This is a genomic window from Brachyspira murdochii DSM 12563 (assembly GCF_000092845.1).
GTDB lineage: Bacteria > Spirochaetota > Brachyspiria > Brachyspirales > Brachyspiraceae > Brachyspira > Brachyspira murdochii.
In genome coordinates, this window is record NC_014150.1 from 2,949,087 (window position 1) to 2,962,740 (window position 13,654).

Sequence of the window (13,654 nt, forward strand, 5' to 3'; positions counted from 1 at the left end):
AAACAAAATAATTTGTAAAGGAAGTTATTTTCCATTATGCTATATAAAACTGTTTGTAACTATAAATATATTATCACTTACTGTTAAACTTTTCAAAAATTTTCTCTCTTCTTTTTTTGTCGGAACTCCATAACATAAGCCCGAACACTATAACAGCAATAGGAAGCATAACTATATTTATTACTCTTACAAATAGTTTTACAGTCTCTGGTACTTGATAAGGAGGATTATATATAGCTCCTTTTCTTCTTATGCTCATAAGTCCGTTATCTCCTACCATATAATCAACTAGATTCATTAAGAAAATTTTGTTTGCACTATAGGCACTATTTTTAGCCATTTCATAAGAACCTACTGCTATAACTTTTCCGCTTGTAGTGGAGTTAATTCTGTTTATATCATTATTAATATTGTTTTGAGTATTATCTGATAACGGTATATCCTTTCCTTCAAATGCACTGTTCATCTTTCCTTCAAATACAGAAGCTAATAATCTTTTTGATAATTTACTTGAATCAGTAGGCATTCCAGTCATAGATGCAGTGAAGTTCTCCGTTTCAACCCAGCTTTTATCGCTTGTGTAAATTAGAGGCGTAACTTTTATATCTGTATTATTTGTATTTGTGATAATTTCTGATGATATAGGAGTAAGCATTAAATTAATACTTTTAGTTATATCACTTTTGGCATTGATATTTTCTGCAGCTATTAAAGGTATATAGTACATTTTTTGTTCCGGCATACCTTGCTGTAATTGTGCTTTATATGAATTATCATCAAATATCATGTTTTCTGCTACAGTAAATCCGTAATTAGGAAGTATTTCATTAAGTCTGTTTGTAACAGGTATAAGTTTAGGTCCGTACATCTGAGCAGCAGGATCGTCTTGATTTATTTGTACGCCGTTAAGCATAAATAGTACAGGTTTTCCGCTCATAATGAATTGATCTAGTTTATATAATTCATAGTCGCTGAATGCAGTTTTGCTTCCTAAAACTATTAAAGCGTCTATATTAGAAGGTATATCATTTAAAGAAATATCAACTGCTTCAAAATTATAATTTCCTTCTATCTCTGATACATACTCGCTTACACTATCATATGCATCATTAGGATTTCCGCCGAATTGAGGAGGTATAGTTATATAGTTTGCTTCTTCATGACCTTGTATATATCCTATAGTGGCTTTAAGTCCTAGCATACTGTCTATATTTTTTGATATTTCATCTTTTATTTGGTCAAAAGCTCCGTATAAGATATATGATGTAGAAAGATGTCTTATATCATCTCCGTTTTCTAAAACTAATGAGAAATAAGCACTTCCTTTATTTGCTACTATATTTCCGTTTGGGTCTTTTATATCATTCCATTCTATCTTTTCTACATTTAATTTTTTTATCAATTCTTCATTTTCTTTATTAGGGTTTGTCATGTCTACATTAATAAACTTTACTTTGTTCATTAAGTCTTTATTTGCTTCAGCAACTGCCTGCATAATAGAGTCTGGTATAATTTCCATTGCTCCTATTTGAAGAAGATCATATATTTCAGGAGACGATATATAATAAACATTTAAATTGTTTTCAAGTCTTTTTAATCTGTCATTTTTATCCATCATCTTTCTTATGATAGTATCTATATTGTATTCTAATCCTTCAGTTGACTGAATAAAAGGTATAGTCTCTATAGAGTCGCCGTATATAAAAGAAAGCCCCATATACGCTACTTTAGTCTGAGTTTGATCTTTTTCTAAAACACTTATTTGAGTTGGATTTATTCTGTATTGAGAAGCTAATTCAGAATGTTTTGATGCGTCTACTACTTCAAAACTTATATTTTTTCCTCCAGCTGTTTTGTATCCTTCAAACAAATCTTTTACGTATTTCTCGTAAGTTGAAAAAGGAGGCGGAAGATTTGGTGTAACAAAAAACTTTACACTCATAGGCTCTTTTAAATTTTTAACCAAATTTTTGCTTTCTTTGCTTAGAGAGTATACTTTATCTTTTGTTAAATCTATCATTGGAGTGAATTGATTAATGATAGCATTTATCAGTATTATAATTACAACTATTAATGAAAATGTTATTATTCTGTCTTTTTTCTTTGTCATGTATTACCTGCTCATTAAGTGTTTTTTATTTAATTAAAATATTTTGGATTAAAAAGTATATTATATATTAACATTATTATTTGTCAAAATATATAAAGTATAAACCCAAAAATATATTTTTTGTAATAATTTTTATATCAATACTTGACATTTTTTTCTTGTGTGATATAATAACTATCACTTGCCCAGTTAGCTCAGTAGGTAGAGCAAAGGACTGAAAATCCTTGTGTCTAGGGTTCGATTCCCTGACTGGGCACATTCCTTTTATTTCCCCCAAATCAAAATAATCTATTTGCTATTTTAATAATTAATTTTATCCACTTGACAATAACTTTTAATGCTTTAAAATATTTTTTATTAAAATATATAGCGGTAAAATATGAATATAGAAAAAGAAATGACAAATTACATTAATCCAATCTATGAGGATAATCATATAATAGTGGCAGTTAAGCCTCCTAATATACCCGTGCAGGGTGATATAACAGGGGATTTATCTTTTTTTGATAATATAAAAGATTATATAAAAATAAAATACAATAAAAAAGGAAATGTATTTTTGGGTCTTGTTCATAGATTAGACAGACCAGTATCTGGGATAATGGTTTTTGCCAAAACTTCTAAGGCTGCTTCAAGATTAAGTGAGGCTATAAGAGATAGAAAGTTTGAAAAGACTTATTATGCTGTTGTTAATGGCATACTTTTAGATAAAGAGGGTATGCTTGAAAACTATCTTATAAAAAAGACAAATAAATTGGGCAATATTGCTCAGGTGGTTTTTGAAAATACTAAAAATGCCAAAATAGCAAAATTAAAATACGAAGTTATAAAAGAAGACTTGATAAAAAATTTGAGTTTATTAAAAATAGAGTTAGAAACAGGAAGATTTCATCAAATAAGGGTTCAGCTTTCAAATATAGGGCATACCATATATGGAGACAGGAAATACGGAAACTATATAAAATATGACAGAGATAATGTTCCTTTAGCCTTATTTGCCAAAAGTTTGAGATTTCCGCATCCTACAAAAGATGAATATATCTATGCCGAGGCAGATTTACCTAATTATAATCCTTGGAATATATTTTTATGATAATTATGAAAAAAATTGTTTTTGGTACTTGACAAAAAATAATAATATGCTATTATATACAAACATTCAAATGAATGAAACAAACGGGCCAATAGCTCAGTCGGTAGAGCATCGCCCTTTTAAGGCGGTTGTCGAAAGTTCGAACCTTTCTTGGCTCATATAGAGTTTATGTTCTATTTATATTTAATATGCCGGTGTGGTGAAGTGGCTAACACACAGGATTTTCATTCCTGCATTCGCGGGTTCGAAACCCGTCACCGGTTCATTTCTTACCATACTTGAGAGAGTATGGTTTTTTTATATTTTTTTATTAATTTATGTTATCAGTTACAAAAAATATCAATAATTGTATTGACAATTTTAATAGTTTACTATATCTTCTTTTTTAGATTACTATATATAAAAATTTGGAGAGAAATATGTATATATCTAAAAGAATTCAAAGGCTTAAAACTTCGCCTGTAAGAAAGTTAAATCCATATGCTGAAGAAGCTGTAAAAAGAGGAATAAAAATATATCATCTTAATATAGGACAGCCTGATATTGAAACACCAAGCGTATTTTTGGAAGCTATTTCTAAATATAAAGGAAAAACTCTCAAATACGAGAATTCAAGAGGTATGAAGCCGCTTATCAATAAAATTCAAGAGTATTATGATAAATTAGGTATTCATTATGAAGAAAATGAAATTACTATTACTAACGGCGGAAGTGAAGCAATATTATTTAGTTTGCTTGCTATTTTTGATGAGGGTGATGAAATTTTGGTAGCAGAACCTTACTATGCTAATTATAATAGTTTTTATGATGTTCTTGATATCAAACGTAATGCTGTTAGAACTTATGCTGAAAATGGCTTTCATCTTCCTAATCGCGATGAGATAGAAAAACATATTACTCCAAAGACAAAAGCATATATGTTCTCTAACCCTTCAAACCCTACTGGTGTTGTATCTACTAAAGAAGAGCTTGATGATATAGCTTATCTTGCTAAAAAACATAATATGTTCATCATAAGCGATGAAGTATATAGAGAATTTGTTTATGGAGAGAGAAAAGCAATCAGCTTTGGTACTTATAAAGATTTAGCTGATAATGTTGTAATAATTGATTCTATATCAAAAAGGTTTTCAGCATGCGGAGCTAGAATAGGCTGTATAATAAGTAAAAACAAAGATTTCAGTAATGCTGTATTTAGAGAATGTCAGGCTAGATTATCTGCTCCTACACTTGAGATGGTTGGTGCTGCTGCTTTATATGATTTACCAGATAACTATTTTGAAGCTGCTAGAAAAGAGTATGACAATAGAAGAAAAATATTATTTGAAGAGCTTACAAAGATGGACGGCGTAGTAATGAAAGAACCTGAAGGTGCATTTTATGTACTTGCAAAACTTCCAGTAAAAAATGCTGAGGACTTTGCTATATGGCTTTTAAAAGATTTTAATCTTGATAATGAAACTGTAATGTTTGCTCCTGGCGAAGGTTTTTATGCTACTGAAGGTTTGGGTAAAGATGAAGTTAGAATGTGTTATGCTTTAGAAGCTAAAGATTTGAAAAGATCTATGGAAATATTAAGACAAGGTTTAATAAAATACAAAAAAGAAGTAGAAAAATAATTTTTATATTAAAATTAAAAAAGGGGCTATTAAAAAATAGTCCCTTTTATTTATTATCAATTATTTTTATTAGTCAATTTCATTTATCACCTTAAAGAAATTATCTATTGTTTTCTTAGATATTAATTCTTTATTATAATAGTCTATTATATTATTTTTAAATAAACTTGAATAAAGAGCATCTTTATTTTTTTTATCTATTTTGTAAATTTGTTTGTCTTTCTCACTAAATAAATCTTCTATTGTAACAAAATTTGTATTTATATCTGTAAGCTGTGTTACTTTGAGATTTGTATTTTTAGCGAGTTCTTTAAATTGATTAGCAGAGTTATCACCGTCAATTAATATAGAAGGATTTTTTGATATATTGCATAATCCTTCTATTATGATATTTTTTTGCTTTTCATCATTTTCTCTTCCTATACCATTAATAGGCATGAATGCTATATCTATTTCTTTATTTTCTATATATTCCATAAGTATTTTAAATGCTGTAAAATAATTATAATCTGTAATGCCTTCTACATATATCAGTTTTGTATCTCTGGTAATATCTATATGTTTTATACCGAATGCATTTATAATTTTTTCAAGAGTATCTGATTTGCCGTAAGTTGCAGAGAAGTCGTTTTCTATTTTTATTCCTATACCGTCCTGTTTTATTTCAGCTATTTTTAATTCGTCTAAATAATTTATATCAGCAAAATATGGAATTTGAACAGATGTTATAATTGTAACTCCATTGTCTTTTGCAAACTGTTTTAAAAATTCTCTAAGTTCTTTTATTACTGGTACCGATAAATGCTGCTCTGGTTCATCTATTATAATAATATCGCCTTTTTTAAACTCATTATAGTTCAATGTGTTGAAAAATAAACTGAAAAACCAATTAAATCCTTCAGATTCATTTTCTAAATTTGTAAGTCCGTTTTTGCTTTCAAAATATATTTTTATGAATTCTTTTTCTAATGATATCTTAAAACTATAATCACTATTTGATTTGTATAATTCATTGTTTGATATATATAAATCATTAAATCTTTTGGATATAGTATTTTCTAATATTTTATTTATCTCATTTTCTGTTTGTTTTGCAAATGCTACATCAGATAGTATATTGCTGTAATTATCTGATATATATTCATACATTTCCATATTATTGGCTGATTTAAATAAAGAATATAGAAAATTAGATTCTTTAATAAAGTTTTTACTATTATTTTTTCGGTTATGTTTTGAAATTGAGTTTTCATTTTTTTTGTAGCATGATACTACAAGTTCATCACTTTTTATATTGTTTTTATGAACATATACTTGAGAGTTTTCTATACCGTCAATTTTTATTAATATATCTGTTAAATATTGTAAATCACTATTATTTATTTTATCTTCGTCTAGTAAGATATTATAATAATTATTCCATTTATCAAGTTCATAATATTCTGTTTTAAGTATGCTTATTAATAGTTTTAATTTATCTATTGTTTGATTTTCTTTATATTTAGAAATTATATCCAAAATCTTTTCTGAAGAATAATCTAATATATCATTAAAATTTTCTTCTTCATTATTATCAGTTTTTATATTATTATCAATATTATAATTATTTTTATAAATATAAAATAGCTCATTATCTTTATACACTTCATCATCGCTTTTAAATATGTAATTAAGTATTTTATATATATAATTTTTTTTCAAAACAATATCATATAAATCTTTGTTTTCTATAACAGTCCATACAATATTTTTATTTTGAGCATTACCTTTGTATATGATTCCTTCATCAGTTTCTATAAATATTGAAATTTCTGGTTTACAGTTTATAAAGCCTTCTATTTTGGGATTATCTCTTTTATCATCTATACAGCCTGTAAAAGCTTTTTCTACTGCAGAAAGTATATTACTTTTTCCAATGCCGTTAGCTCCTATTATACTTATTAAAGATCCCTGTTTCATATCTCCGTTAAGATATAATCTTCCATACTTTAATTCATTTTCTTTACTTCGTTCATCTTCATTTTCTAATACTGGGTTAATGTTCCTAAAGTTTTTTATTGTTAAATACCTTTTCATAATTCTCCTCCACATTTTATTTAAGGTGAGATATTTTAACTTATATATTCTTATGTTGCAATAGTTTTATTTGATAATATATTTTATTTCAAAACCACTTGACAAAGTTAATTATGAAAATTATTTAATTTTAAAACTATAAATATTAAAAAAATTGAGTTTTGAAACAAGTCTAATAAATAATTTCAATATATTAAATTATTTATTATTAAAGGAATATAAAATATAATATTAGGATTAAAAAGTTAAATAATTTTGTATTTAAAAATGTTTTTAAACAAGTATAATTATATCATACAGAAAAATCAGATTTATATTTTGAAATAATAAAAAATAATTTTAAGCTATAGTTAATAAAAAATATAATTAAAAACATACAGCTTAAAATTATTTAAATTAATTAAATTTTATCAATACTTGAATATTTGTTTACAATGTCAGAAACTTTTTCTATATTTTCAATACTTTCTCTATTTACTAAAAACTCTCTTCCTATTTCTAAACATATCCAATCAAGCCTTGCTCTTTCTTTTAAATCTTCTATTGAAGCAATATCTTTATTTTTAGCAAGTCCTAAAGTTCTTCTTATAAGTACGCAGCCTGCAAAACCAATAGCATCTTTAAATATTCTTTTTAATACAGTTTTTATATACACTTCAGAATGTTTTTCTCCTTCATCATAATTCCAATAGAGCGGTTTAGTTTCTTTTAAGTGCTTTTTCAATAATTTTTCAAATTTTTCCAAAGTACCTGTTATCATATATTTAGCAGTGTCAAAAAGCCATTTTCTAAACTCTATTGAATTAGTACCGAGTCTTTTTTGATGATATTCCTGAGATATGTAAGCCATAAAAAAGTTAGCACTTGCTTTTCCTATATCAAAACCTATAGGACCATAAAATGCAAATTCAGGGTCTATTACATAAGTTTCTTCTTCATTACCCATAAAACTTCCCAAATGAAAATCACCATGAAGTAATGCCTCTGCTTTTGTCATAAACGCATATTTCATTTCAGCAGCTGCTATTTTTAGCTTAAAATCTCTTTGAAATTGTTTTACTTTTTCTATATTTAATTCTTCATAAAATACATTAGTTTCATTATCTTCAAAAGGGTGAGTAAAAATAAAATCCTCTGTTAAACTACATAGTTCGGCATTCATGTATTCAGAGACAAGAGCCTTTTTTGTTTTGCTGTCTAAATAATAATCGGATGTGAAAAATAATGTTTTTGAAAGAAAATCGGTTAAATCTTCTGCAGCTTTTGGAAATTTTCTTCCGTTTATTATTTCGCCTCTAAGCACTTTATGTTTATTTAGATTCTGCATTATAACAACGCACATATCATCAGAATCATAATATATTTTAGGTACTAAATTTGGACATAATTTGTATTGTTCTTTAAGTGTTTTTATTTCTATTTTCATTCTGTCTTTTTCTAAAGGATAATTTTCTCCTACACATCTTAAAAAAGGTACAGACTGTTTTAATATTACAGTTTCCTTATCATTGTTTTTATTTGTAATACTGTATACATAATTTAAGTTTCCATCTCCAATTTCTGTTATAACTAAATCATCAAAACTCGAGAATATATTTTTCATTTCATCAATTGTTTTTAAATAGTCTGATATAGTATTAATATTTAATTGTTTATAAGCCATATTTATATCTCCTTTATATATTTTATCTATCTACTTAGAAGTGCTTTTAAATTTTCTGTATAAGGCGGTTTTATTATTCCTTTTTCAGTTATAAATCCTGTTATAAGTTCATTAGGAGTAACATCAAAAGCTGGATTTCTTACCTTCATATCTAAAGGTGCAGTTTGTACTCCTGCAAAATTAATAATTTCTTTAGCGTCTCTTTCTTCTATTATTATATCATTACCAGTTTTGGTATTTAAATCGAATGTTGTAGAAGGACATGCTATATAAAAAGGTATATTGAAATATTTAGCTAAAATAGCAACTCCCATAGTACCTATTTTATTTGCAGCGTCTCCGTTTTCAGCAACCCTGTCGCAGCCTACTATTACCAAATCAACAAGTCCTTTTGACATTATAAAAGCAGCCATATTATCGCATATTAAAGTAACATCTATTCCAGCCTCCTGAAGTTCAAAACTAGTTAATCTAGCTCCTTGAAGAAGCGGTCTTGTTTCATCAGCATATACTCTTATTTTTATTCCTTTCTGATGAGCTATATACATAGGGGCAAGTGCTGTTCCTATTCCGCTTACAGCGAGTCTTCCGGCATTGCAGTGAGTTAGTATTCCGCAATTATCTTTTAAAAGCTTTGAACCATATTCTCCTATTTTCTGGCATATACCAATATCTTCAGAATGTATTTTTTTTGCCTCTTCTTCTAGTATGTTATATAGTTCTAAAGATGATTTGTCTTTTTTGTTTTTTATGGTATTTATCATTCTATTTAAAGCGTAGCTTAAATTAACAGCAGTAGGTCTTGAAGAGTTCAAATATTTTGCTCTTTCTTCTACAAAGTTTATAAACTCATTAGTATTTAAATTAGTTTTATTTTTTAAGTTTATAAGCAAAGAATATGCAGCAGCAACACCTATTGCAGGAGCACCTCTTACCTTTAATTCTTTTATCGCATTATAAGCCTCTTCTTCATTTGATAATTTTATTTCTTTTACTGTTATGGGTATTAACGTTTGGTCAAGTATATACAATTCTTCTCCAGTCCATCTTACAGTAGGTATATTTTTACTTTGCATAAAAAACTCTCCGAATAGTTTATGTATTATAATAAAGTATAGTAAAATGATTTTTTAATTTCAATAACTTATTTAAGATAAATTACCCTGACAGCTGCTTCCTTCTCCAGCAGTACATCCGTAACAGTAGTCTTCAACTGGTATATTATTATCTTTAAAATCATCAATAGTTAAATCGCCTATATAATAAGATTTTCCATTCTGTGATAAAAGATTTTTCATTTGGTTAAAATCGCAGTCATAAACATTGCCGTCATATCCTATATTAATGGTATCAAGACACATTACTTTAAACGCATTTGAGGCATTAAAATTATCTTCAAGGAGTTTCATATATGCTTCATATTTATTATTTTTCTTTAATTTTTCTTCAAATCTTCCTATGGGTATATTTGCTATTGTGTATAGATTATTAAATACTATATTATGATCATTTTTTAAATTTATTTTATAATCTTTTTCAAGTTCTTTTTGAGAAGAAGGTAAATAATCGTCCAAAGGATTATAAACTAAATTTATTATCAAGTTTTTATCTATACCGTATCCTATTGAGTTTAGATACTTAAGCATATTTATACATTTTTCATAAGTGCCGTTTCCTCTTTGTTCATCTACATTTTCTTTAGTGTAGCATGGAAGAGAGGCAGTTAATTCTACATTATTTTCTTTGAAAACATCTATAAGTTCTTTTTTATCTTCTAAAATAGTTAAATTTGTTCTTAATATTATTCTTTTTACATTTTTTAATTTTCTAAGCTCTTTTATAAAATATTCTATAAACTCTGATTTTTCAGGAGCTCCTCCGGTAATATCAATATCAATTTCCTTACCGCAGTTTTTTATAAATTTTAAGCAGTCATCTATTACTTCTTTTGTTATAGTTTCTGTTCTGTTTTTGTTAGCATCAACATGACAGTGGGTACAATTTAGATTACAGCCATACCCAGTATTAATTTGTATTGTTTTAATTTCTTTTTTATTTAGTTTAATTGAGTATTTCTTTAACATTTCTGAAAAATGCATTGTGATTCCTCCGTAAATATTTTATTAATATTGAATAACAAGTATAATAAATAATATTACTATACTTGTTAATTTTTTTTAAATTGTTTATATGATTGTTTTATTTGTAATTAATTATATAAAATAATAATGATGATAATAGTTTTGAATTGCTTTTATAGATTCACGATCTAATTAAATTAAAATAAGAGGGATTTTATTTTTATAATGCAGTGTTTTTTGTTTATAAAAATTATATTTCATAATAAAAAATAATAAAAATTATTTCGCTAATGCTTTAGAAAACTCATCGTATCCTGCATCTTTTAAATTATTAATGTTAGTAAATCCTAAATCAGCCATTATTTGAGATGCCTGACCAGAGCGGTTTCCTGTTCTGCAGAATAATAGATATTCTTTGCTTTTATCTAATGTTGATACTTTTTCTTTGAAATCAGCTGCTTTGAAATCTATATTAGAAGAATTTTCTATAGTACCTGTTTCTTTAATTTCATCTGGAGTTCTAACATCTATTAGTATGATATCAGGATTAGATACTATTAGAGCTGCCGCCTCATCTACAGTTAGATTTTTGTAGTTTACAGCTTCAGAGGTTTCCTTTTTTTGACAGCCTGCCATTAATAATATAACAGATAATAGTGTGAAAGTGATAATAAGATTTTTTTTCATGTAATTCTCCTTAAAAATTATATAAAATTTTTTATATAATATCATAGAGAGAATTATAGTCAATTAAAATTTTATTTATGCTTTTTATTAGTATTAGTGATAAAATAATTTCTTTATCTTTTTGATAAAAAATTGTAAATTAATATAGCATTATTGTTAATAGTAGTGTATAATATTTAACAAATTTTTTAAATGGATAGGATTATGAAATTAAGATTATCAAAAAGAGCATTACAAGAAGATTTTCAGACTAGTTTTGTTAAGATGATTTTAGAAGTAGCTGCTAAAGGTAATTTGATATCATTTGCAGGAGGATTGCCTAATCCGGCTTCTTTTCCAGTAGATGAAATAAAAGCAGCAGCTATTAAAGTATTGGAAACTAAAGGCAGCTATTCTTTGCAGTACAATAGTGCTCAAGGATATGAACCTTTAAGAGAGTTTATAGCCAACAGGTACAGAAAACAAGGCGTTAATGTAGAGGCTAAAGATATTCTCATTACAAATGGTTCGCAGCAGGCATTAGACATTATTTCTTCATGTTTGGTGGATCCAAGTGATACTGTTTTAGTTGAAGATCCGTCATATTTAGCAGCTTTGCAGTCATTTCATCTATATAATCCTAATATTAAAACTATTGATTTGAATGAAGACGGTGCAGATATAGAACAATTAAGAGAATCTATGAATAAGTATGACCATAAATTCTTTTATGCAGTTCCTAACTTTCAGAACCCAACAGGAATAACTTATACAAATGCAGTAAGAGAAAAGATAGCTGAAATAATGAAAGGCAAGGATACATTCTTTATAGAAGATAACCCTTATGGAGAATTAAGATTTAAAGGTGAGCATCAAAAATCTCTTTATACTTATTTAGGAGAACAGGCTATACTTTTGGGTACTTTCTCAAAAACAGTTTCACCGGGTTTAAGAATAGGCTGGATAGTATGCAGTATTAAAGATCTTATGGATAAAATGACAGAGTATAAACAGCTTATCGATATGCATACCAGCACATTTGTTCAGGTGGTTATTACTCAGTATTTTGAGGACAATGATTACGATGCCCATATCAAAAAAATCATTGATATGTATGGAAAACAATGCGGATATATGCTTGATGCTATGGATAAGCATTTACCTGATGATATGCATTGGACACACCCAGAAGGCGGTATGTTTGTGTGGGCTACACTTCCTAAAGGAATTGACGCAGTTGAGTTTTATAAGAATGCCGTTGAGGCTGGAGTTGCTGTTGTTCCGGGCGAGCCTTTCTATGAGGCTAAAAGAGGATTAGGTACTTTAAGACTTAATTATACCAACTCAAAACCAGAAGATATTGATAAAGGTATGTCTATCTTAGCAAAAGTTATTAAAGATATGCGTAAATAATATTTTTTATGATAAAAATTATATGAGGGGCTTTTATAAAGCCCCTTTATTATTGCATAATTATTAATTTTATATTTGAAAATATGTAAATTTTTATAGACATCATACAGGTATGAAGTATATAAAAAATTGTAATATATATCTAACATATGTTTTAATTATTTTACAATATTTTAATGTATTCATTAATTAATAAAAAATATTGCTTTTTTATTTAACCTTTTTTCGATATTAACTGTTTATATCGTATATGATTGCCTCTCATATATAAAAATCTAAACACTATATTAAAAAAAGGAAAAAAGTATGATTAAAAAAATTAGTTTATTTTTATTATTATCATTTGTTTTTGCTAGTTTTGTATACGGACAAACAGCTAAATCTACATTAGACGGTTTATCACAATCATATAACGGGGAAATGAATGCTTCTGCTTCTTATGCTGAATATGCTAAAGCAGCAAAAAATAAAAGCGTAGCAGCTATGTTTAGAGCAGCTTCTGCAGCTGAAGCTATACATGCTAAACTTTTAAATGAGATTGCTCTTTCTTCTAAATTATCATCAACTCCTTTAAAAGCTACAATCAATGCTGTAAAAACTTCTTCTGATGTTGATAATTTAAAAAGCGGTATAGCTGGCGAAACTTATGAATATACAAAAATGTATCCTGCATTCAGTAAAGTAGCTTCTGCTGAAAAAAATAAAAATGTTGCTGATTTAATGAACAGAACAGCTGCTGTAGAAAAAACTCATGCTAGTTTATATACTAAAACTATGCAGGACTTAAATGCTAATAAAACTTTACCAGAAGGATATTATTTATGTCCAGTTTGCGGATATATAGAAGCAGGAAGTGCTCCTAGCAAATGTCCTTTATGTAATGCTACAGCTAGTTCTTTTCAAGTTTTTAATTAATTAAAATTATAATTGTTC

General features: G+C 27.2%; 10 protein-coding genes and 3 tRNA genes. 7 read left to right on the plus strand and 6 right to left on the minus strand.

From position 1 onward, the window contains the following. Positions 1 to 73 precede the first annotated feature (73 nt). Positions 74 to 2,110 carry a GldG family protein gene (locus BMUR_RS13040; protein ID WP_013115014.1) on the minus strand — a complete coding sequence of 679 codons (2,037 nt, stop codon included), beginning with the start codon at positions 2,108 to 2,110 and terminating at the stop codon, positions 74 to 76. 183 nt (positions 2,111 to 2,293) lie between these two features. On the opposite strand from BMUR_RS13040, the gene BMUR_RS13045 reads away from it, so the two are divergent. The 5 genes from BMUR_RS13045 (at position 2,294) to BMUR_RS13065 (ending at position 4,822) form a co-directional block, all read left to right on the plus strand. Further along, positions 2,294 to 2,366: transfer RNA gene (locus BMUR_RS13045), tRNA-Phe, on the plus strand. Between the two features lie 123 nt (positions 2,367 to 2,489). Then, complete coding sequence (locus BMUR_RS13050) at positions 2,490 to 3,203, plus strand: RluA family pseudouridine synthase (protein WP_013115015.1); 714 nt, start codon at positions 2,490 to 2,492, stop codon at positions 3,201 to 3,203. 85 nt (positions 3,204 to 3,288) lie between these two features. Beyond that, positions 3,289 to 3,361 (plus strand) — tRNA-Lys (locus BMUR_RS13055). A gap of 32 nt (positions 3,362 to 3,393) precedes the next feature. Further along, positions 3,394 to 3,466 (plus strand) — tRNA-Glu (locus BMUR_RS13060). Between the two features lie 156 nt (positions 3,467 to 3,622). Further along, positions 3,623 to 4,822, plus strand: coding sequence for a pyridoxal phosphate-dependent aminotransferase (locus BMUR_RS13065; RefSeq protein ID WP_013115016.1), 1,200 nt, complete (start codon positions 3,623 to 3,625; stop codon positions 4,820 to 4,822). Positions 4,823 to 4,891: 69 nt separating this feature from the next. Here the strand turns inward: BMUR_RS13065 and BMUR_RS13070 are convergent, their stop codons facing one another. The 5 genes from BMUR_RS13070 to BMUR_RS13090 form a co-directional block, all read right to left on the minus strand. Then, entirely contained in the window at positions 4,892 to 6,898 is a 2,007-nt protein-coding gene (locus BMUR_RS13070; protein ID WP_013115017.1) for an AAA family ATPase, read from the minus strand. Between the two features lie 400 nt (positions 6,899 to 7,298). Then, the gene (gene mtnK, locus BMUR_RS13075) at positions 7,299 to 8,561 is read right to left on the minus strand and encodes an S-methyl-5-thioribose kinase (protein WP_013115018.1); all 1,263 of its coding nucleotides are present in this window, start codon (positions 8,559 to 8,561) and stop codon (positions 7,299 to 7,301) included. Between the two features lie 26 nt (positions 8,562 to 8,587). Further along, positions 8,588 to 9,637: an S-methyl-5-thioribose-1-phosphate isomerase gene (gene mtnA, locus BMUR_RS13080; RefSeq protein ID WP_013115019.1), complete on the minus strand. Its 1,050-nt coding sequence runs from the start codon at positions 9,635 to 9,637 to the stop codon at positions 8,588 to 8,590. Between the two features lie 72 nt (positions 9,638 to 9,709). Further along, on the minus strand, positions 9,710 to 10,660 hold the full coding sequence (arsS, locus tag BMUR_RS13085; RefSeq protein ID WP_013115020.1) for an arsenosugar biosynthesis radical SAM (seleno)protein ArsS: 951 nt from the start codon (positions 10,658 to 10,660) through the stop codon (positions 9,710 to 9,712). 261 nt (positions 10,661 to 10,921) lie between these two features. Beyond that, on the minus strand, positions 10,922 to 11,329 hold the full coding sequence (locus tag BMUR_RS13090; RefSeq protein ID WP_013115021.1) for a rhodanese-like domain-containing protein: 408 nt from the start codon (positions 11,327 to 11,329) through the stop codon (positions 10,922 to 10,924). 204 nt (positions 11,330 to 11,533) lie between these two features. On the opposite strand from BMUR_RS13090, the gene BMUR_RS13095 reads away from it, so the two are divergent. Beyond that, the gene (locus BMUR_RS13095; RefSeq protein WP_013115022.1) at positions 11,534 to 12,721 is read left to right on the plus strand and encodes an aminotransferase-like domain-containing protein; all 1,188 of its coding nucleotides are present in this window, start codon (positions 11,534 to 11,536) and stop codon (positions 12,719 to 12,721) included. A 306-nt stretch (positions 12,722 to 13,027) separates the two neighbouring features. Next, on the plus strand, positions 13,028 to 13,636 hold the full coding sequence (locus tag BMUR_RS13100) for a rubrerythrin family protein (protein ID WP_013115023.1): 609 nt from the start codon (positions 13,028 to 13,030) through the stop codon (positions 13,634 to 13,636). Positions 13,637 to 13,654 lie beyond the last annotated feature (18 nt).